General features: G+C 75.4%; 2 protein-coding genes (1 of these 2 cut by a window edge). Both read right to left on the reverse strand.

Annotated elements, in window-relative coordinates:
* Positions 1-7,218: an amino acid adenylation domain-containing protein gene (locus AB0L45_RS07685; RefSeq protein ID WP_365837189.1), complete on the reverse strand. Its 7,218-nt coding sequence runs from the start codon at positions 7,216-7,218 to the stop codon at positions 1-3.
* Positions 7,215-23,570, reverse strand: partial view of a non-ribosomal peptide synthase/polyketide synthase gene (locus AB0L45_RS07690; RefSeq protein WP_365837191.1) — the 3' portion only. Its footprint extends 7,026 nt past the window's final position; 16,356 of the gene's 23,382 nt are visible here — the last part of the coding sequence; its start codon lies off the right edge, out of view; its stop codon occupies positions 7,215-7,217. The genes AB0L45_RS07685 and AB0L45_RS07690 overlap by 4 nt, the downstream gene beginning before the upstream one ends.

Raw genomic sequence — 23,570 nt, forward strand, 5'->3', positions numbered from 1 at the left:
TTAACAGGCCGACTCGTCGTGCCTGCCCTCCAGCAACTCGGCGACCACGCGGCCGATGTCGGCCAGTGGCTCGGGCCGGCACATGTCGTGGTGGGTGCAGTCCACGGCGTACCGGCGTACGCGCCCGGTGACGAACGGTTGCCAGCCGGCCGCCGTGGGCGCTTCGGCCGGGCGGCCGGCGGTCGCGGTGAAGTGCACGAGGTCGCCGTGGAACCGGCCGGGCGTGTGTGCCGACGCCAGGTTGCTGCTGTTGGTGAAGACGTCGGCCAGGGCGGCGACACGGCGTTCCTCGACGTCCGCCAGGGGGCCGCCGCCGCTGCGCAGGATCTCCATGACGTCCTCGATGCGCAGCTGCCCGGAGCCGGTGGCGTCCTCGCTGTGGCCTGCGAAGTCGAGCAGCGTCGCCAGGATCTCCCGTTCCTCCACGGGCGGGGCCGGGACCTCGGGGGCGCGGGGGTAGGAGTCGAGCACGGCGAGGAAGGCGACCTCCTCGCCTTCGGCCTGGAGGCGGACGGCGACCGCGTGGGCCGCGAGGCCGCCGAAGGACCAGCCCAGCAGGTGGTACGGGCCGGTGGGCCGGACCGAGCGGAGCTGCCGGACGTAGTCGGTGACCAGTTCGTCCATGGACGTCGGGTACGCCTCGGGGCGGGCGAGGCCGCGGGCCTGGAGGCCGTACACCGGCCGGTCCGGTCCCAGGTGCCGCAGCAGCCCGGTGTAGCACCAGCTCAGGCCGCCCGCGGGGTGGACGCAGAACAGCGGCGGCAGCCCGCCGGAGTCACGCAGCGCAAGCAGGACGTCGAAGGCGTCGTTGCGGACGCCGACGCGCAGCCGGTCCATCAGCCGGCTGACCGTGGGTGCCGCGAACAGGTCGCTGACCGACAGTTCCACGCCCGCCGCTTCCCGGATGCGGCGGGTCAGCCGGATGGCCGCCAGCGAGTCCCCGCCGAGGCCGAAGAAGTCGTCGTCGATCCCGGTTCCGGTCAGGCCGAGGACTTCGGCGAACAGGCCGCAGAGCACCTCTTCCTCGGGGGTACGGGCGGGCCGCCCGGCCGTCACGGACAGCGGGCCCGGCCCTGGCAGGGCGCGCCGGTCGAGCTTGCCGCTGGGGGTCAGGGGCAGGGCCGGCAGTAGCACCACGGCGGTCGGCACCATGAACTCCGGCAGGTGCTGTGCGGCGTGGCGTCGCAGGTCGGCGGGGTGCGGTTCGGTTCCCGGCGCGGGGACCACGTACGCGACCAGCCGCTGGTCACCGGGACGGTCCTCGCGGACAGCGGCGGCGGCCGCGGCGACGGCCTCGTGGCGGGTCAGGACGGCCTCGATCTCACCGGGTTCGATACGGATACCGCGCAGCTTGACCTGGTCGTCGGCGCGTCCGGCGAAGGCGAGTACGCCGTCCGCGGTCCACCGGGCGAGATCGCCCGTACGGTACATCCGCTCCCCCGGCGCACCGAACGGACAGGCGACGAATCGTTCCGCCGTCAGGCCGGGCCGGGCCAGGTAGCCACGGGCGAGCTGCACACCCGCCACGTACAGCTCCCCGGTCGCCCCCGGCGGCACCGGGCCGAGGCCGGCGTCCAGCACGTAGGCACGGATGTTTCGGACGGGGCGGCCGATGGGCACCGGGCGGGTGGCGGTGGCACGGCCGTCGGAGGTGTCCTGGCCGGCGGGCGTCTCGTGGTCGGTGAGGGTGTTGCGGGCGGCCGCCGTCTGCTGCTCCCAGGACCAGGTCGTGGCGTGGATGGTGGTTTCCGTCGGTCCGTAGAGGTGGTTCAGGCGGGTGCCGAGGAGGCTGGTGGCACGGTCGCGCAGCTCCGTCGGCAGCGGTTCGCCGCCGGTCTGGACGCGGCGGAGGCTGGTGCACCGGGCGGCGGCGGGTTCGTCGATGAAGGCCCGCAGCATCGACGGTACGAAGTGGACCGTGGTCACGGCGTGTTCGCGGATCAGCGCGGCCAGGTAGGCCGGATCCCGGTGGCCCTCAGGGGCGGCGACGACGACGCGGGCTCCGGTGGTCAGGGGCCAGAACAGCTCCCACACGGACGCGTCGAAGGCGGCGGGCGCCTTGTACAGGCAGCTGTCGGAGGGTTCGAGGCCGAACTCTTCCTGAATGCCGAGGAGCCGGTTGACGACCGCGTGGTGCGGGACGATGACGCCCTTGGGGGCGCCGGTGGAGCCGGAGGTGTAGAGCACGTACGCCGGGTGCGACGGCGTGAGCGGCACGGCCGGCCCGGTGCCCGCCGCCTCGGGCCGGGGGTTCCGTACGTCCTCCGGATCGTCCAGGACGTATACCGGTCGCGCCTCGTCGAGCAGGAGGTGGACGCGTTCCGCCGGGAGGGCGGGGTCGACGGGCAGGTAGGCCGCGCCGCTCTTGAGCACCGCCAGCAGCGCCACCACCAGCTCCACCGAGCGCGGCAGGGCCACCGCCACCACCCGCTCCGGACCCGCACCCCGCCCGGCCAGAACCTGCGCCAGCCGGCCCGCCCACGCGTCCAGCTCCCCGTACGACAGCGACACGTCCGCACCGACCACCGCCACCGCGTCCGGCGTCCGCGCCACCTGCGCCCCGAACAACTCCGGCAACGTGACCGGAGAAAGCGGCCGCGCGGTCGCGTTCCACCCCCTCAGGACCAACTCCCGCTCAGCCGGGGACAGGACGGGAAGGTCCGCGAGCCTGCGCGAGGGATCGGCCGCCACAGTCTCCAGCAGCCGTTCGAAGCGGGTGACCAGGCCCTCCACGGTGTCCCGGTCGAACAGGTCGGTGCTGTACTCGACACCGCCTTCGAGGCCGCCGGGCCCGCCGTCGGCGGTGTTCCGCTCGGCCACCCGGAACAGCAGGTCGAACTTGGCCGAGCGGGACCGCGTCTCCTCGGCGCGGACGCGCAGGCCGGGCAGTTCCACCGGCAGGTCTTCGGCGTGCTGGAGGGACAGCAGCACCTGGAACAGCGGGTGCCGGGCCGCCGAGCGGGCCGGGTTGAGCACTTCCACCAAGTGCTCGAAGGGCACGTCCTGGTGGCTGTACGCGGCCAGGCCGGTGCGGCGGACCCGGTCGAGCAGGTCCGTGAAGGACGGGTCGCCCCCGGTGTCGGTGCGCAGCACCAGGGTGTTGACGAAGCAGCCGACGAGGTTGTCCAGCGCGTGGTCGGTACGCCCCGCGACCGGCGTGCCGATCGGGATGTCGGTGCCCGCGCCCTCGCGGGTCAGGAGCGCCGCGAGGGCCGCCTGGACGACCATGAACAGGCTCGCCCCGTTGGCCCGTGCCAGTTCGGCGAGTTGGCCGTGGGTGCCGGGAGCGACGCGCAGCGGGACCGTGGCGCCACGGTGTCCGGACACCGCCGGACGGGGCCGGTCCGATCGCAGCTCCAGCTCGGCCGGCAGGCCGTCGAGCGCGGTACGCCAGTACGCCACCTGGCGGGCGAGGACGCTGTCCGGATCGTCCTCCTCGCCGAGGACGTCCCGTTGCCAGAGGGTGTAATCGGCGTACTGGACCGGCAGTGGCGCCCAGTCCGGAGCGCGGCCGGTGCTGCGGGCCGTGTAGGCGGCCGACAGGTCCCGGGCGAACGGGACGTTCGACCAGCCGTCCCCGGCGATGTGGTGGGGGACCAGGAGCAGGACGTGCTCGTCCTGGCCCAGCGCGAACAGGGCGGCGCGTAGCGGCGGTTCGGCGGTCAGGTCGAAGGGGCGGGCGGCCGCGTCCGCGAGGGCTGCCGCGAGTTCGTCCTCGGTGACCGTCCGCAGGGGCAGCGGCACGGGCGCTTCGGCGGGCTCCAGGACGTGCTGGCGCGGGGTGCCCCCGGTGTCCGGGTACACGGTGCGCAGGATCTCGTGCCGGGCCACCACGTCGTTCAGGGCGGTGTGCAGGGCCGCGGCGTCGAGCCCGCCGGTCAGGCGCAGCGCGAACGGCATGTGGTAGGCCGCCGCGTGCCCCTCCAGCTGGTGCAGGAACCACAGGCGCCGCTGGGCGAAGGACAGCGGCAGTGCGGCCGGGCGCTCGGCGGCGGGCCGCAGCGGCGGCCGTCGCCGGGCCTCCTCGCGCGGTGCGGTGAGCCGGGCCGCGAGGCCGGCGGCGGTCGGTGCCTCGAAGACGTCCCGTACGGCGAGTTCCGTGCCGAGGGCCGCGCGGACGCGCGAGACCAGCCGGGTCGCGAGCAGGGAGTGGCCGCCGAGGGTGAAGAAGCCGTCGTCGACGCCGACCCGGGCCACGCCGAGGACTTCGGCGAACAGGCCGCACAGGATCTCCTCGACCGGGTCGCGCGGCTCCCGGCCGACGGTGGTGCCCGCGCCGGGGGCGGGCAGGGCGCGGCGGTCCAGCTTGCCGCTGGGGGTCATCGGCAGGGCGTCGAGCTCGACGAACTGGGCGGGCACCATGAACTCGGGCAGCGTCCCGGCGCAGAACTCGCGCAGCTCCCCCGGGTGCGTGCGGGCGCCGGACGCGGGGACGACGTAGGCGGTCAGGCGCTGGTCGCCGGGCCGGTCCTCGCGTACGGCGGCGGCCGCGTGTGCGACGGTGGGGTGCCGGGTGAGCACCGTCTCGATCTCGCCGGGTTCGATCCGGTAGCCGCGCAGCTTGACCTGGCCGTCCGCCCGTCCGGCGAAGGCCAGCAGGCCGTCGGCGGTCCAGCGGGCGAGGTCGCCGGTGCGGTACATCCGCGTCCCCGGGCCGCCGAACGGGTCGGCGACGAAGCGGCCGGCGGTCAGGCCGGGCCGGGCGAGATAGCCGCGGGCGAGCTGGAGGCCGGACACGTAGACCTCGCCCACCACGCCGGGCGGCACCGGGCGCAGCCGCGCGTCGAGCACGTAGGCCCGCGTGTTGGCGACCGGCCGGCCGATCACGGGCCGGTCGCTGTCGCGCACCCGGGCGCCGACGACGTCCACCGTGCACTCGCTGGGCCCGTAATAGTTGTGCACCTCGGTGTCCGGGTGGGCGCGCAGTGTCTCCCACAGCGCCGCGTCGGTGGCCTCCGCGCCGAGGAGGACGACTCCCGGCCGGTGTCCGGGGCCGTCCAGCAGCCCGAGCGCGGTCAGTTCCCGCATCAGCGAGGGTGCGACGCCCAGGTAGTCGATGCTCCGTTCGCGTACGTACGCCAGGAGCGCGGTGGCGTCGCGGCGGGTGTCCTCGTCGACGACGTGCAGTTCGTGTCCGGCGATCAGGCCGGTCAACTGCCCCATGCAGGCGTCGAACGACACCGACGCCGTGTGCGCCACGCGCAGCCGCCGTCCGGACGACGCGGCCACGGCGTCGGCCGCCGGGCCGAACACCCGGTCGCGGTGGTCGGCGAACAGGTTCGCCAGGCCCAGGTGGGTGACGACCACGCCCTTGGGCACACCGGTCGATCCGGAGGTGTAGACGACGTAGGCCGCGTGATCACCACGCAGGGCCGGGGTACGGGCCGCTGCGGGGGCGGCATCGCCCTGGGCTTGGCCCTCGCCCTCGCCCTCGCCCTCGCCCTCGGACGCATCGTCGTCCAGCAGTATCACGGACGCCGCCGGGTCCTCCCCGAGACGCCCGGCCGGCTCGCGTTCGGTCAGCACCAGCGGCACCGCCGCGTCGGTCAGCATGAACGCCAGCCGCTCCGCCGGGTAGCCGGGGTCCAGCGCTACGCAGACCCCGCCCGCCTTCCAGATGGCCAGCACGGCGGCGATCATCTCCGCCGACCGGCGCACGCACAGCCCCACCAGGACGTCGGGCCCGGCGCCACGGGCGACCAGGCGCCGCGCGAGGCGGTCCGCCCGCGCGTCCAGTTCGGCGAACGTCCAGGACACCCGGCCGCAGACGACGGCCACCGCGTCCGGGGTCCGCGCCGCCTGGTCCGCGAACTCCTGCGGTATCAGCACGGACGGCGGCTCACCGGCCCTGCCGTTCCACTCCTCCAGTACCCACGCCCGCTCGGCCTCGGTCATCAGCTCCAGCGCGCCGGTCCGCCGGCCGGGCTCCGCGACCAGGTTCTCCAGGACCCGCACCACCCGCGCCATGATCGCTTCGGCGGCGTCCCGGTCGAACAGGGCGGCCTGGTGGTCCAGGCGCAGCCGCAGCGGTGCGCCGGGCATCACCATGAAGTTGAGCGGGTAGTGGGTGACGCCCTGACTCCGGCTCGCCGTCACCCGCAGTCCGCTGCCGTGCGCGGTGGCGGCCAGCTCGCTCTCCCCGGCGGGCAGGTTCTCGAACACGGTCACCGTGTCGAACAGTTCACCCGAGCCCAGGCTGCGCTGGATGCCGGAGAGCCCCACGTGCTGGCAGGCCAGCAGGCGGGTCTGTTCCTCCTGGAGCCGGGCCAGCATCCCGGTCAGCGGCTGTTCCGGGTCGAGGCGGACGCGTACCGGCAGGGTGTTGGCGAACAGGCCGATCATCCGCTCGACGCCGGGCACCTGGGGCGGGCGGCCGGAGACGGTGGTGCCGAAGACCACGTCGTCCTTGCCGGTCAGCCGGCCGAGGACGACCGCCCAGGCGCCCAGGAAGACCGTGCTCAGGGTCAGCCGCTCGCGGCGGGCGAGGGCGTCGAGCGCTGCCGTGAGGCCGTCCGGCAGGTCGTACAGCACCTGGCCGGGCAGGACCGGTTCCCGGGACGGGTCGGCGGGCGCCACGCGGGTGGGTTCCTCGACGCCCTTGAGGACGCGGCGCCACACGTCCTCGGCCGCGGCCCGGTCCTGTCCGGCCAGCCAGGCCAGGTAGTCGCGGTACCGGGCCGCGGGAGGCATCCCGTCCTCCCGGCCGCCCCGTACGTACAGCTGGAACAGCTCGCCCAGCAGCAGTTGTACGGACCACCCGTCCAGCACCAGGTGATGGGCGGTGACGATGAACCGGTGCCGGGCCGGTCCGAGCCGCAGGAGGGTGAAGCGCAGCAGCGGAGGGCGGGTCGGGTCGAAGCGGCGCAGCCGGTCCTCGGACGCGATCCGCTCCGCCCGCGCCTCCCGTTCCTCGGGGCCGGTCCCGGTGAGGTCGGCGTGGTGCCACGCCAGTTCGGCCTCGCGCGGGACGACCTGCACCGGCTCGTCCAGGCCCTCGTGCCAGAAGCCGGCGCGCAGGGCGGCGTGGCGGCGCAGCAGGGTGCGCGCGGCCTCGCGCAGCGCCGCCGCGTCGAGGTCGCCGTCCAGGTCGTAGGCGCTCTGCAGGGTGTAGAGGTCGAGGGCCGCCGTGTCGTACAGCGCGTGGAACAGCAGCCCTTCCTGGAGTGGTGCCAGGGGGAGGATGTCCTCCAGTTCCCCTTGCGGCCCCGCCTGCGTCATCGTGATCGCCTCCATGCGGCTTCGAGCTGTTCGAGCTTGTCCTGGCTGATGCGGACCAGCGGTACGTCGGACGGGGTGCGGCCGCCGGCGTCGGGCTTGGCGGCCTGGGCGGCCAGGGCCTCCAGCGCGCGGGCCCAGACGGCGGCCAGGTCGTCCATGTCGCGGCTGGTCAGAGGCGCGCGTGCCCGGCGCCAGGTCGCGGTCAGCCGCGGGCCGTCGGGGCCGTCCACGGCGGTGACGTCCACCTCGGCCCAGTACCGCGCCGGCTCGCCGGTCTCCTCCGGGCCGGACGGGACCTGCGGCAGGTGTCCGAGGTAGTGGAAGGCGAACCGGGGAGCGGGCAGGGCCGCCAGTTCGGGGGCGGTGGCGGGGTTGAGGTGGCGCAGCAGACCGTGGCCCAGACCGCCGTCGGGCAGGGACCGCAGCTCCTCCTTGACGCGTTTGAGGGCCGTCGCGGCGGCGTGCCCGCCGTCCTCCCGCAGCGCTTCCCCGCCCGGGTCGCCCAGGTCCAGGCGGACAGGGTGGGTGGCCGTGCAGTGGCCCACGGTGCGGGACAGGTCGATACCTTCGCCGATGTGCGCGCGGCCCGGGCGCCGTACGTCGGCGAGCACGGTGCCGTCGGTGGCGCCGGGGCTGCGACGCCGCCGCCAGTCGGCGACCGCCAGGGCGAACGCGGTCAGCAGCACGTCCTCGGCATCGGCGTGGAAGGCCGCCGGCACGTCGGTGAGCACCTGCCCGGTGCGCTCGGCGGACAGGACGGTCGTCAGGGGCTCGGCGGGGAGGCCGGGCGGCAGGGGCTCGTCGGGCCGGGTGGCCGTCAGGGGCCCGTCAGGCCGAGGGGCCGTCAGCGGATCGTCAGGCCGGGAAGCCGTCAGGGGCTCGTCAGGCCGGGTGGCCGTCAGCGGATCGTCGGGCCGGGGGGCCGCCGGCACGCGGTCCCCGTTCTCCCGCGCCGGGAGGCCGTACGGCGCCTCGTCCGGACGGCCGGGTCCGGCGAGGATGCCGGTCCAGCGTGACAGCTCCCCGGTCCGCCGGGGGTCGCGTGCCTGGGTGCGCAGGTGCTGGGCCCAGCGCCGGAACGACGTGCCGACGGGGACGAGTTGCGGGCTCCGCCCCTCGGCCGCGGCCTCGCAGGCGTCCGCGACGTCCCCCAGCAGGATGCGCCAGGACTGCGGGTCGGTGACGAGGCGGTGCAGGACGAGCAGCAGCAGGCCGGGACGGCCGGGCCCGTCGTCGAAACCGACCGCCTGGAACAGCACTCCGGACTCCGGCGCCAGGCGGGCCGCGGCGGCCCGCTCCGCCTCGGTGACGGCGGCCTCGTGCGGTGCTCCGTCGGCGCGGCGCAGGTGGTCCGCCGCCCGGACGGTTCCGGGCGGCAGCACTTCGAGCAGCCACTGCGGTCCGTCGACCTCCGTGGACCCGCCGGGGGTCAGGCGCATCCGCAGGGCGTCGTGGTGATCGAGCACCGCCTGGAGGGCGGTCTCCAGCGCCTCGGTGCCGAGCCCTGCCGGGGTGCGTACGGTCATCGCCTCGTACCCGGTGCCGGGGTCCGCGGCACGCTCCCGCAGCGCGTGCAGGCCCGGCGTCAGCGGTACCACGCCGATGCCCGCCTGGGGCGCCTCCGTGGCGGTGGGCGCCGCGTCCGGCGTCCCGGCGGCCGCGGCGAGTGCCGCGACGGTCTTGTGCCGGAAGACGTCCTGCGGGCCGATCGTCAGCCCGGCGGCCCGGGCCCGGCTGACCACCTGGATGGAGACGATGCTGTCGCCGCCGAGTTCGAAGAAGTCGTCGTCGGCGCCGACGGACGGGCGGCCGAGCACCTCCGCGAAGATGTCGCACAGCAGCCGTTCGCGGGCGGTGGCCGGGGGGCGGCCCGCGGTGGTCCCGGCGGTCTCGGGCGCGGGCAGCGCCTTGCGGTCGGCCTTGCCGTTCGGGGTCAGCGGCAGCGCGTCGAGCGTGACGATCACCGCGGGCACCAGGTACTCCGGGAGGCGTCGGCGCAGCCAGGCACGTACGGAGGAGCCCAGGGCCGCCGGCGGCGCGGCGGCCGCCGGGTCGTTGGTGAAGGACGGCGGCACCGGGCGGCCGGCCGCCGGCAGGTACACCCCGGTGACCGGGGCACCGCCGTCCGCGGGGGCGGCGTCCGGGGCGGCGAACAGGGCGTCGAAGCAGGCGTCACCGGCCGTGCCCGACCAGGTGACGGCCGTCCAGAACCCCAGCTCCTCCGCCAGCGCACACAGCGTCTCGGGATCCACGGTCACCGCGTGACCGGCGGCTGCCTCGCCCGCCAGCCGCGCGTTGGGGATGCCGGTGACGCGCAGCCGGTCCGGCCGGCGCTTCGCCACCAGCGCGGCGATCTCCTCCGCTCCGCCCAGGTCCGGGTGCCAGGGCAGCGCGGGCGCGGCGGCGAACGAGCGGGCCGGCGCGGCCTGCGGCGTGCGGTGCAGGACGACGTCGTAGCGGTAGCGGGACAGCTCGTTGTGGTACGCCCCGCGCTTGAGGCGTACGTCGACGGCGGCGACCTCGGGGTCGGTGGCGGCCAGGGCCGGGAAGAGGTCCGGGTCGACCAGCAGTTCCCGCTCGGGTGCGGTGGCGCCGGTGGCCGCCCGCAGGCTCGGCAGCAGCCGCAGGTTGCGCAGGTCGCCGAGGAAGAGGGCGCCGCCCGGTGCCAGCAGCCGCAGCGCGGCGTCGATCACCTCGGTGAGGTAGGCGGCGCCGGGGAAGTACTGGGCCACCGAGTTGAGCACGACGGTGTCGAAGAAACCTTCCGGCAGCCCGGTGAGGTCGTCCGCCGGCTGCGCCCTGAGTTCCACCTTGGCGGCGAGCCCGGGCTGTTCGGCGACCTGCGCCGTCAGCGCCTCGATCACCGCTGCCGACAGGTCGGTGCCCCAGTACGCCTCGCACTCCCCGGCGAGCCGCGACAGGATCAGGCCGCGGCCGACGCCGATCTCCAGCACCCGCCGGGGCCGCAGCTCCTTGATGCGCGCGACGGTGGCGTCCCGCCACTGCCGCATCTCGTCGGCGGGCAGGGGCGCCCCGTCGTAGGTGCTGTTCCACCCGGTGAAATCCGCACCGAACGGGGCGGGTCCGGATGTCCCGTACAGGGTGTCGTAGAGCTGCCGCCACTCGCCGAGCACCCGTTCCGGGGCGTCGTCGGCGGTCTGCGCGGGTTCCGGGGCGCCCGCCGCCGGGACCACGTACCCGAGCAGGCGGGTTCCGCCGGGGCCGTCGTCACGGACCGCCGCGACGGCCTGCGCCACCTCGGGGTGGGCGGCCATGGCGGCCTCGACCTCGCCCAGTTCGACCCGGTGGCCCCGGACCTTGACCTGGTCGTCGGCGCGCCCGGCGAACTCCAGCGCGCCCTCGGCGTTCCACCGCGCGAGGTCACCGGTGCGGTACATCCGGGTGCCGGGCGCGCCGAACGGGTCGGCGGTGAACCGCTCGGCGGTCGGCCCGGGCCGCCCCAGGTAGCCCTGGGCCAGGCCCGCGCCCGCCAGGTACAGCTCTCCCACCACGCCGGTCGGCACCGGGCGCAGGGCCGCGTCCAGGACGTAGGTGCGGGTGCCGGTGATGGGCGTACCGATGGGCGGGACGGCGTGGTCCCCGGTCAGCGGCCGGCTCATGGTGCCGCAGACCGTCGACTCGGTGGGCCCGTAGGCGTTGACCATCCGACGGCCGGGGGCGAAGGCCGCCACCGTCCGCGGCGGGCAGTGCTCTCCCGCGACCACCAGGCTGGTCACCGGCGCGAGCTGATCGGGTGTCATGACGCCCAGGGCGACGGGCGGCACGGTCAGGTGCGTCACGTCGTACTCGGCGACCACCGCGGCCAGGTCGGGGCCCGGCAGCAGTTTCTCGGCCGGAGCCACCACCAGGGCCGCACCGGTCAGCAGGGCCATGCACAGCTCCCAGAACGCCGCGTCGAAGCTCGGCGAGGCGAACTGGAGGACCCGGCTGCCCGGTCCGGCGCCGAAGGCGTCCGTCTGGGACGCCGCCAGGGCGGCCGCGCCCGCGTGGGTGACGGCCACGCCCTTGGGCACGCCGGTCGAGCCGGAGGTGTAGATCACGTACGCTGGGTGTGCGGGACCGGGCCGTCCGGTCCGCTCCGCGCCGGGGTCGGTGTCCGGCCGTCCGGCCAGGTCCCGGGTCAGGTCCGCGTCGGAGCCGTCCAGGTCGAGCCGGGGCAGGCGGTCGGCTCCGGGCACGTCCTGGCCGGCGGCGCCCGTCAGCAGCAGCGACGGGCGGGCGTCGTCGAGCATGAAGGCCAGGCGCTCGGCCGGGTAGCCGGTGTCGAGGGGCAGGTACGCCGCCCCCGCCTTGAGCGTCGCCAGGACCGCCACGACCAGGCCCGCACCGCGGGGGAACGCCAGGGCGACGATGTGCCCGGGGCCGATACCGCGGGACAGCAGCAGGTGGGCCAGGCGGTTGGCCCGGGCGTTCAGCTCCTGGTAGCTCAGCGGGCCGGACGCGGACAGCACCGCGGGGGCGTCGGGGTGCCGGGCCACCTGGCGTGCGAACAGCTCCGGCACGGTGGCGGGCGGCACCTGCGGGCCGTCGGCCCCGGGCGTCCGGGCGTGTTCGGCGGGGGTGAGGACGTCGGCCTCGCCGATGGGGCGCGCCGGGTCGGCGGTGACCGCCTCCAGCAGCCGGGTCAGCCGCTCCACCAGCGTCCGCACGGTCCGCTGTTCGAACAGGTCGGTGCTGTACTCCACCGTCCCGCGTACGCCGCCCCCGGCGCCGCGTTCGGTGACGCTGAAGAACAGGTCGAACCGCGAGGTCCCCGAGGCGGCCGGTTCGGGCGTCACCTCCACACCGGGGAGCGCCAGCCCGGCCTCCGGGGTGTTCTGCAGGACCAGCGCCACCTGGAAGAGCGGGTGCCGGTTCGGGGAGCGGACCGGGTTCAGCACCTCCACCAGGTGCTCGAAGGGCACGTCCTGGTGGGAGTAGGCGTTCAGGGCCGTCTCCCGTACGCGCCGGAGCAGTTCGCCGAACGACGGGTCGCCGGAGGTGTCGGTGCGCAGCACGAGGGTGTTGACGAAGAGTCCGACCGCGTCGTCGAGCGCCTCGTCGTGGCGCCCGGCGACGCCGCTGCCGATCGGCAGGTCGGTGCCCGCGCCGAGCCGGGTCAGCAGGGCGGCGAGGCCGGCGTGCAGCACCATGTGCAGGCTTGCCCCGGTGGCGCGGGCGAGGTCCGCCAGTTTGCGGTGCAGTGCGGGGCTCAGGTCGAAGCCGAGCATCTCGCCGCGGTAGGTGGACACGGCGGGCCGGGGGCGGTCCGCCGGGAGCGGGAGTTCCGGTGGCAGGCCGGCCAGGGTTTCGCTCCAGTAGGCCACCTGCCGGGCGAACGGGCTGTCCGGGTCGGTCTCGTCGCCCAGCAGCTCGCGCTGCCACAGGGTGTAGTCCGCGTACTGGACGGGCAGCGGCGTCCAGGACGGGGCCCGGCCCCGGGTGCGTGCCGCGTAAGCGGTGGCCAGGTCCCGGGCCAGCGGGGCCATCGACCAGCCGTCGCCGGCGATGTGGTGCACCACCAGCACCAGCAGGTGCTCCCGCTCGCCCAGGACGAACAGTTCGGCGCGCAGCGGGAGGTCGGCCGCGAGGTCGAAGGGGTAGCGCGCCGCCGCCCGGACGGCCTCGCGCAGCCCGGCCTCGTCGGTGTGCCGTACGAGCAGTTCGGGTCGGGCCCCGTCCGCGTCGAGGACGAGCTGGCGGGGCACTCCGTCGGTCACCGGGAAGACGGTGCGCAGGGTCTCGTGCCGGGCCGCCACGTCGGCCAGCGCGTCGCGCAGTGCCGTACGGTCCACCGCGCCGCGCAGGCGCAGGGCGATGGGCATGTTGTAGGTGGCGTTCGGGCCTTCCAGCCGGTGCAGGAACCACAGCCGCTGCTGGGCGAACGACAGGGGCACCGTCTCGGGCCTGGGCATCGGCCGCAGTGCGGGCCGCGCCTCGCCCGGTGTCTCCTCCGCCGCCAGTCGCGCGGCCAGCCCGGCGACCGTGGGCGTCTCGAACAGGGCGCGGACGGGCAGTTCGGCCCCCAGGGCGGTGCGGATGCGGCTGATGAGCCGGGTCGCCAGCAGCGAGTGGCCGCCGAGGTGGAAGAAGTTGTCGTCGACGCCGACCGCCGCCACGCCCAGCACCTGGGCGAACAGGTCGCACAGCACCCGCTCGCGCGGGGTGGACGGCCGGCGCGAGCCCTCGACGGACCCGAGGTAGGGGGCGGGCAGCGCGGCCCGGTCGAGCTTTCCGTTGCCGGTCAGCGGGAGTTCGGCGAGGACCATGACGGCGGCCGGCACCATGTACGCGGGCAGTTCCTCGCGCAGCGCGGTGGTGAGCGTGGCGACGAGTTCGCCGCGCCGCCGGGAGGACGCCGGGTCGTTGGCGAGTGCTTGCGGCGGCCCGTCCACGGCGGCCGCCGCCGGGCGGTGGACGCCGTCGAGGGCGGTCACCGCCGGGTCGAGAAAGAGGACGTCGAGCAGTGCGGCGTCGTCGCCGGAGCGGGTGACCGCCACCTGGTAACCGGCGCTCTCGCCCAGCTCGTGGAAGGCGTCCGGGCCGAGGTCCGGTGCCGTCGGCTGCTCGGCGGGGCCGAGGAGGGCGAGGGCGTCGGCCAGGGGGCGTCCCTCGTCCATGGCGAGGAGGGCGGCCGTCTCGTCCGCCAGCCGCTCGTCGGGCACCCCGGTCACCCGCAGCGCGGGGACGCGCTCCGTGGTGAGGCGCCGGGCGAGGCCGTCGGGCCCGGACACGTCGTGGCCCCAGCGCAGTTCCGGTACGGCCGTCAGGTCCGTCAGCCCGGCGGGCCGCTTGTGCAGGACGACGTCGTACCGGTAGCGGTTCAGCTCGTTGACGTACGCGCCGCGCTTGACCCGCACGTCGACGCCGGCGATGTCCGGGTGCCGCGCCGCGAGCGCGGTGAAGAAGGCGGGGTCGAGCAGGAGTTCCTTCTCCAGCGCGACGGCCTGCTCCACGGCGCGGCGTACGGCGGCGGGGTCGGCGGACGGGGTGGCGCGGCGCAGTTGCACCGCGGTGTGCAGGCAGCGCAGCAGCCGCAGGTCGCGCACGTCACCGAGGAAGACGGCCCCGCCGGGGGCGAGCAGTTCCAGCGCCGTGCCGAGCACGTCGGTGAGGTGGTCGGCGTCCGGGAAGTACTGGGCGACGGAGTTGATCACGACGGTGTCGAAGGAGCCGGCCGGCAGGCCGCTCGCGTCGGCGGCGGGCTGGACCCGCAGCTCCACCCGTCCGGCCAGGTCCGGGCGTCCGGCCACCTGGGACCGCAGCCGGGCGACGGCGTCGGCGGCGATGTCGGTGCCCCAGTAGGTCTCGCAGTCGGGGGCGAGGTGGGAGAGCAGCAGCCCGCTGCCCACGCCGAACTCCAGCACCCGGCGCGGGCGCAGCTCGCGGATGCGGGCGACCGTGGCCTCCCGCCACCGGCGCATCTGTTCGACGGGGAGGAGCCGTCCGTCGTAACTGCTGGTCCAGCCCCGGAAGTCGGCGCCGAACGGGGCCGGTGCGCCGTTCTCGCGGCCGGCGGCGCCGTACAGGGAGTCGTATACCTCCTGCCACTCGTCGAGCTGGTCCCGCGCCGCTGCGTCGTCGCGGCCTTCGCCGGCCGCCGGAACGACGTAGGCGATCAGTTGCGTGCCGGCCGCGTGGTCCTCCCGTGCGACGACGGCGGCCCGGGACACGTCCGGGTGGCGGGCCAGCGCGGCCTCGATCTCGCCCGGCTCGATGCGGTGGCCCCGCACCTTGACCTGCTGGTCCGCGCGCCCGGCGAAGAAGAGCCGGCCGTCGGCGGACCACCGGGCCAGGTCCCCGGAGCGGTACATGCGCTCGCCCGGCCCGCCGAAGGGGTCGGCCGTGAACCGTTCGGCGGTCAGGCCGGGCCGGTTCAGGTAGCCGCGGGCGAGCTGCGCGCCCGCCAGGTACAGCTCGCCCGGCACGCCGGGCGGCACCGGCCGCAGCCGTTCGTCGAGCACGTACACCCGCGTGCCGGGCACCGGCCGGCCGAACGACAGCGGGCCGTCGCCGGTCGCCGTGCCCGGCGGCACCCGCAGGGCGACACAGCCCACGGTGGTCTCGGTCGGCCCGTACTCGTTGACGACGGCGGCCTGCGGCTGGGCCCGCCGCCAGGGCGCGAGCTGTTCGCCGGTGAGCAGTTCGCCGCCGGCCACGAGGTCCGCGACCGCCGTGCGCGCTGCGGGAGGTGCGGTGCCGAGCAGCGCCAGGTGGCTCGGTGTCACCTTCAGGAAGGTGTACGGGCCCGGATCGGGCGCGTCGACGGCGAGGTCGCCGATCAGTACCCGGCCGCCCGAGGTGAGCGGTGCGTACAGCGCGGTGACGGTGAGGTCGAAGGAGACCGGCGAGTGCAGCAGGGCGGTGCCGGCGGTGCCGGGGTACGCCTCGCGGGCGAACGCCAGGTAGGCCGCGAGCGCCCGGTGTCCGACGACCACGCCCTTGGGGGTGCCGGTGGAGCCGGAGGTGTGGATGACGTAGGCGGGGTGCTCCAGGCTCAGCGGCGCGGTGCGCTCGGCGTCCGCCACGTCGTGCTCCGGCTGTTCCCCGGCCGCCCGCCGGGCCTCCTCGCCGTCGACCGTGAGCCACCGGGTGTCCGTCTCGGGCAGGCCGCCGGCCAGGGCGGTGGTGGTGAGCCCGTACGCGGTACGGGCGTCGCCGAGCAGGAAGCGCAGTCGTTCTGCCGGGTGCGCCGGGTCGAGCGGCAGGTAGGCGGCGCCGGCCTTGAGGACGGCGAGCAGGACCGCCACCAGGCCGGCCGAGCGCGGCAGGGCGACCGCCACCAGGTGCTCCGGGCCGATGCCGCGCCCGATGAGCAGCCGCGCCAGCTGGTTGGCCCGCGCGTTCAGCTCGGCGTAGGTGAGGTGGGTGGCGCCGTCGGTGACGGCCACCGCGTCCGGCGTGCGCCGCGTCTGCGCCTCGAACGCCTCGGGCAGGGTCTGCGGCGGCGTGCTGAGGGCGGCGCCGTTCCACGTCTCCAGCAGCCGTTCGCGCTCGGCGGCGTCGGTCAGTTCGACGGTACCGATCGGCCGGTCCGGTGCCCCCGCCACGGCCCGCAGCAGCCGTACGAAGCGGGCCGCGAGGGCTTCGGCGGTGCCGTGGTCGAACAGGTCGGCGCTGTACTCCAGCACCCCGTCGACCCGGTCGGGGGCGCCGTCCTCGGCGTACCGGTCGGTGAGGCTGAACAGCAGGTCGAACTTGGCCGCGGCCAGCTCGGCGACGTCCGGGGTCACCCGCAGGCCGGCCATGGTGAACTCGGCGGCGGCGTTGTTCTGGAGCGTCAGCATCACCTGGAAGAGGGGGTGCCGGGCGGCCGAGCGGGCCGGGTTCAGCAGCTCCACGAGGTGTTCGAAGGGCACGTCCTGGTGGGCGTAGGCGGCCAGGTCGGTCTCGCGGGCCCGCTCCAGCAGGGTGGTGAAGGCGGGGTCGCCGGAGGTGTCCAGGCGCAGTACGAGGGTGTTGACGAAGAAGCCGACGAGGTCGTCCAGGGCCGCGTCGGTGCGGCCGGCGACGGCGGAGCCGAGGGGGATGTCCGTGCCCGCGCCGAGCCGGGTCAGCAGGGCGGCGAGGCCGGCCTGCACCACCATGTACAGCGTCGCGCCGTGTGCGCGGGCCAGCTCGGCGAGCCGGGTGTGCAACTCCGCGTCCAGCGTGAAGAACACCCTGCCGCCCTGGTGCGCGGAGACCGCCGGGCGGGGGCGGTCGGCGGGCAGCGCCAGCTCCTCGGGCAGGTCGCGCAGCGTGCGGGTCCAGTGGGCGACCTGGGCGGATATCAGGCTGTCGGGGTCGTCCTCGCTGCCGAGCAGGTCGTGCTGCCACAGCGCGTAATCCGCGTACTGGACCGGCAGCGGCGCCCACTCGGGGACGCGGCCGGTGCTGCGGGCGGTGTAGGCGGTCGACAGGTCCCGGGCGAACGGGACGTTCGACCAGCCGTCCCCGGCGATGTGGTGGAGCACCAGGAGCAGGACGTGCTCGTCCGGTCCGGCCTCGAACAGGTCGGCGCGCAGCGGCGGTTCGGCGGTCAGGTCGAAGCGGTAGCGGGCCGCTTCGGTCAGGGCCCGGGTGAGTCCGGCCGCGTCGGTGGGGTGGGTGTGCAGCTCGACCGCGGCCTCGTCCGGGCCGAGCACGACCTGGCGGGGGCCGCCGTTGACCTCGGGGAAGACGGTGCGCAGGGTCTCGTGCCGGGCGACCACGTCGTGCAGGGCGGTGCGCAGGGCGCCGGCGTCCACCGCGCCGGACAGCCGCAGCGCGAAGGGCATGTTGTAGGTCGGACTGGGGCCCTCCAGCTGGTGCAGGAACCACAGCCGGCGCTGGGCGAAGGACAGCGGGACGGTGTCCGGGCGGGGCGCGGCGGGCCGGAGGGCGGGCCGTCGGCTGCCCGCGGTGCCGATACGGGCGGCCAGGCCGGCCACGGTGGGTGCTTCGAACACGTCACGTACGGACAGTTCCGCGCCGAGGGCGGCCCGGACGCGGGAGATGAGCCGGGTGGCGAGGAGTGAGTGCCCGCCGAGGTCGAAGAACCCGTCGTCGATGCCCGGCACGGAGCGGCCGAGCACATCGGCGAAGACGGCGCACAGGATCTCTTCGTGGAGGGTGCGCGGCGCGCGTCCGGCGGCCGGGGCGGTGGCGTCCGGGGCGGGCAGGGCGCGGCGGTCCAGTTTTCCGTTCGGGGTCAGCGGCAGCGCGTCGAGCACCATGACCACGGCCGGGACCATGGCGGCGGGCAGCGCGCGGGCAGCGGACGCGCGCAGTTCCTCCGGCTGCGGTTCGGTTCCCGGCGCGGGGACCACGTACGCGACCAGCCGCTGGTCACCGGGACGGCCCTCGCGGACGACGACGGCGGCCGCGGCGACGGTGTCGTGGCGGGTCAGGACGGCCTCGATCTCACCGGGTTCGATACGGATACCGCGCAGCTTGACCTGGTCGTCGGCGCGTCCGGCGAAGGCGAGTACGCCGTCAGCGGTCCAGCGGGCGAGGTCGCCCGTGCGGTACATCCGCTCCCCCGGCTCACCGAACGGGCAGGCGACGAACCGTTCCGCCGTCAGGCCGGGCCGGGCCAGGTAGCCACGGGCGAGCTGCACACCCGCCACGTACAGCTCCCCGGTCACGCCGGGCGGGACGGGCCGCAGGGCGGCGTCCAGCACGTATACGCGGGTGTTCGCGACCGGGCGGCCGATGGGCACCGGCCCCGGACGGTCGGCGCAGGCCCAGGAGGTGACGTCGACGGACGCCTCGGTCGGCCCGTAGAGGTTGTGCAGTTTCGGGCCCAGGACGTCGCGGCCGTGGGCGGCCAGTTGGGCGGGCAGTGCCTCGCCGCTGCACAGCACCCGCCGCAGACCGGTGCAGCGAGCGGCGGTGGGCTCGGCCAGGAAGGCCCGCAGCATCGACGGCACGAAGTGCACGGTGGTCACGGCGTGTTCGCGGATCAGCGCGGCCAGGTAAGCCGGATCCCGGTGGCCGTCCGGCCGGGCCACGACCAGCCGGGCGCCGGTGACCAGCGGCCAGAAGAACTCCCAGACGGACACGTCGAAGCCGGACGGGGTCTTCTGGAGCACGGTGTCGGAGGCGTCCAGGCCGTACTCCGCCTGCGCCCACAGCAGCCGGTTGACGACACCCTCGTGCGGGACGACGACACCCTTGGGGGCGCCGGTGGAGCCGGAGGTGTAGAGCACGTACGCCGGATGCGACGGCGTGAGCCGTACGGCCGGCCCGGTGCTCACCGCCTCGGACCGAGGGTTCCGTACGTCCTCCAGGTCGTCCAGGACACACACGGGACGCGCCTCGTCCAGCACCGCCCGGGTGCGCTCGGCAGGGTGGTCAAGGTCGACGGGCAGGTAGGCCGCGCCGCTCTTGAGCACCGCCAGCAGCGCCACCACCAGCTCCACCGAGCGCGGCAGGGCCACCGCCACCACCCGCTCCGGACCCGCCCCCCGCCCGGTCAGAACCTGCGCCAGCCGGCCCGCCCACGCGTCCAGCTCCCCGTACGACAGCGACACGTCCCCGCCGACCACCGCCACCGCGTCCGGCGTCCGCGCCACCTGCGCCCCGAACAACTCCGGCAACGTGACCGGAGGAAGCACCCGCGCGGTCGCGTTCCACCCCCTCAGGACCAACTCCCGCTCGGCCGGGGACAGGACGGGAAGGTCTCCGAGCCTGCGCGAGGGGTCGGCCGCCACGGCCTCCAGCAGCCGTTCGAAGCAGGCGGCGATCCGCCGGGCCGTCGCCTCGTCGAACAGGTCGCTCGCGTAGTCGAGTTCCCCGCCGAGGCCGGCGGCCTCGCCCTGCGGGCCGCTCCGCTCGGTCACCGTGAACGCCAGGTCGAACTTGACGGCCGTGGTGTCCACCGGCACCGCGCTCACCGCCAGCCCCGGCAGGTCCAGCGGTGCCTCGCCCGTGTTGCGCAGCGCCAGCATCACCTGGAAGAGCGGGTGGCGGGCCAGTGACCTGACCGGCTCCAGCCGCTCCACCAGGTGCTCGAAGGGCACGTCCTGGTGGTCGTAGGCGGCCAGGGAGGTCTCGCGGGCCCGCGCCACCAGGTCGGTGAAGGCGGGGTCGCCGCCGGTCGTGGTGCGCAGCACGAGGGTGTTGACGAAGCACCCGACCGCGTCGTCCAGCGCGTCGTCGGTACGTCCCGCCACCGGTGTGCCGATGGGGATGTCCGACCCCGCCCCGAGCCTGCTGAGCAGGGCGGCGAGCGCGGCCTGTACGACCATGAACAGGCTCGCGTCGCAGGCGCGGGCGACGTCACCGAGCGCGGCGTGCGCGGCGGCGTCCAGGGTGAACGGCACCCGGCCGCCCCGGTGGCCGGCCACGGCCGGGCGGGGCCGGTCGGCGGGGAGCGCCAGTTCCTCGGGGAGGTCCGCCAGCGTCTCGGCCCAGAAATCCGTCTGGCGTGTGATCAGGCTGTCCGGGTCGGCGGGGTCGCCGAGGAGCCGGTGCTGCCAGAGGGTGAAGTCGGCGTACTGGACCGGCAGCGGTGTCCATGCGGGGGTCTCGCCCGCGCGGCGGGCGGCGTAGGCCGCGGTGACGTCCCGGGCGAGCGGCAGGTTGGACCAGCCGTCGCCCGCGATGTGGTGCAGGACGAGCACCAGGACGTGGTCGTCGGGGCCGAGGGCGAGCAGTTCCGCGTGCAGCGGGGGCTCGGTGGTCAGGTCGAACGGGTGCCCGGCCGCGGCGGCGACCGCCGCCGCGAGACCGGTCTCGTCCACGGCGCGGCACGGCAGTCCGGGCGCGGCACGGTCCGGGGCGAGCACGACCTGCTCGGGCGTTCCGGCAGTCTCGGGGTAGACCGTGCGCAGGATCTCGTGCCGGGTGACGACATCGGCGAGGGCGGCGGCCAGCGCGGCGCGGTCGAGGCCGCCACGCAGGCGCAGCGCGAGCGGCATGGCGTACGCGGCGCGGGCGCCATCGAGCTGGTTGAGGAACCACAGCCGCCGCTGGGCGAACGACAGCGGGAGCGTGCTGGGCCGCGCCGCCGGGCGCAGGGCGGGCCGCACCGTGCCGCCGGCGTCGAGCCGTGCGGCGAGGGCGGCGACCGTCGGCGCCTCGAACACGTCGCGTACGGCCAGTTCCACGCCCAGTACGGCGCGGATGCGGGACAGCAGCCGGGTGGCCAGCAGGGAGTGGCCGCCCAGGTCGAAGAACCCCTCGTCGACACCGGGCCGGGCGCAGCCGAGCACCTCGGCGAACAGCCCGCACAGGATCTCCTCGCGGGCCGTGCGCGGTGCCCGGCCGCCCTGGGGCGCGGCGGGGCCGGGGGCGGGCAGGGCACGGCGGGCCACCTTGCCGCTCGGGGTGAGCGGCAGCACGTCCAGCGGCACCACAGCGGCGGGGACCATGAACTCCGGCAGGGTCCGGGCGGCGTGGGCGCGCAGTCCGGCGGGGTCCGGTACGGCTCCGCGCGCCGCCACCGTGTAGGCGATCAGCCTGCGGTCGCCGGGCCGGTCCTCACGCACCACGGCCACGGCGTGCGCCACGTACGGGTGCCGCTCCAGCACCGCTTCGACCTCGCCGAGTTCGATGCGGAACCCGCGCAGTTTGACCTGGTCGTCGGCCCGGCCGGCGTACTCCAGCGCGCCGTCGGGGGTCCACCGCGCGAGGTCCCCGGTCCGGTACATCCGGGCGCCCGGCACGGCGCTGAAGGGATTGGCGAGGAACCGTTCGGCGGTCAGGCCGGGCCGGTTCAGGTAGCCGCGGGCGAGCTGGGCGCCCGCCAGGTACAACTCGCCCCGTACTCCCGGCGGCACCGGGCGCAGCCGTTCGTCGAGCACGTACGCCGCCATGCCCGCGACCGGCCGGCCGATCCGGGGCCGTGCGCTGCCGGAGACGGTGGCGCCGACCGCGTCGACCGTGCACTCGCTCGGCGCGTAATAGTTGTGCACCTCGGTGGCGGGCAGTTCCCGCAGCCGCTGCCACAGTGCCGGGCCGGTGGCCTCGGCGCCGAGCAGGATCGCGGCGGGCTGGTGTCCCGGGCCGCCGAGCAGGCCGAGGCCGAGCAGTTCCTGGGTGAGGGTCGGGGTGATGCCCAGGTAGCCGATCCGGTGGTCCCGTACGTAGGCGCCCAGCGCTGCGGCGTCGCGGCGGGTGGTCTCGTCGATGACGTGCAGCTCGTGGCCCGCGAGCAGGGCGAGGAGCTGTCCGACGCACAGGTCGAAGGAGAGCGACGCGGTGTGCGCCGCCCGCAGCGTGCCGCCCGACGCCCGCGCCGCCGGGGCGAAGACGTGGTCGCGGTGGCTGGTGAACAGGTTCGCGATGCCGCCGTGCCGCGGGGCCACGCCCTTGGGCACGCCGGTCGATCCGGAGGTGTAGACGATGAAGGCGGCGTGGTCGGCACGCACGGCGGGCATCGGCACGGGATCGGCGGCCGTGTCCGGCAGCTCCTCCCCGTCCAGGAGGAGGGTGTCCGCCGTGTGGCTGTCCGGCAGACCGGACAGCCCGGGCTCGGTGACCAGCACCCGTGCCCCGGAGTCGGCGAGCATGAACGCCAGGCGTTCGGAGGGGTAGCCCGGGTCCAGGGGCACGCACGCTCCGCCGGCCTTCCAGATCCCCAGCATGGCCGGAACCATCCGCGCCGACCGGGACACGCACAGTCCGACCAGCGTGTCGGGTCCTACGCCGCGCTCCACCAGGCGTCGGGCCAGTCCGTCGGCCTGCGCCCGCAGCTGGGCGAAGGTCAGTGTGGTGCCGCCGGCGACGACCGCGGTCGCGTGCGGGGTCCGCGTGGCCTGCTGTTCGAACAGTTCGGGGATGGTGCGGGCGGGCGCGTCCCGCGGCGTCCCGGCCCAGACACCGAGGATCCGTTCCCGCTCCGGCGGGGAGAGGATGTCCAGCTCCCCGACGGTACGGCCGGGCCCGTCGGCCGCGGCGCCGAGCAGCCGGACGAAGCGGGCCACCAGTTCCTCGGCGGTGGCGTGGTCGAAGAGGTCGGTGCTGTACTCCAGGATGCCGCCGAGGCCCGCGGGCTCACCGGCCGGGCCGCGCTCCTCGACGAGCCCGAAGGACAGGTCGAACTTGGCCGTGCCCACCTCGGCCATGTCCGGGCTCACCCGCAGCCCGGGCAGGTCGAGCCGGGGCCGGGCGTTGTTGTGCAGTGTCAGCATGGTCTGGAACAGCGGGTGCCGGGCGGCCGAGCGGGCCGGGTTCAGCACCTCCACCAAGTGCTCGAAGGGCACGTCCTGGTGGGCGTAGGCGGCCAGCGCGGTCTCCCGTACCCGGCCCAGCAGCTCGTCGAAGGCCGGGTCGCCGGAGGTGTCCAGGCGCAGTACGAGGGTGTTGAGGAAGAACCCGACGAGGTCGTCGAGCGCGTCGTCGGTGCGCCCGGCGATGGCGCTGCCGAGCGGGATGTCGGTGCCCGCGCCGAGGCGGGTGAACAGCGCCGCGAGTCCCGCCTGGAGCACCATGAACAGGCTGGCGCCCGAGGTACGGGCCAGCTCTTCGAGGCGGGCGTGCAGTGCGGCGTCGACGGAGACGGGCACGATCCCGCCGGTGTGGCCGGGCACCGCCGGGCGGGGCCGGTCGGCGGGCAGGTCCAGCTCCTCGGGCAGCCCGTCGAGCGTGCGGGACCAGTAGGCGATCTGCCGGGCGGCCAGGCTGTCCGGGTCGTCCTCACTGCCCAGCAGGTCCCGCTGCCACAGCGTGTAATCGGCGTACTGGACCGGCAGCGGTTCCCAGCGCGGCGGTTGCCCGGCCCGGCGGGCCGCGTACGCCTCGGACAGGTCCCTGGCCAGCGGGCCGTTGGACCAGCCGTCGCCGGCGATGTGGTGGACGACCACGACCAGGACGTGCAGCTCCGGGCCGAGCGCGCACAGCTCTGCCCGCAGCGGCAGCTCATGGGTCAGTTCGAAGCGGTGGGC

The organism is Streptomyces sp. NPDC052496 (genome assembly GCF_040679095.1).
Taxonomy (GTDB): Bacteria; Actinomycetota; Actinomycetes; order Streptomycetales; family Streptomycetaceae; genus Streptomyces.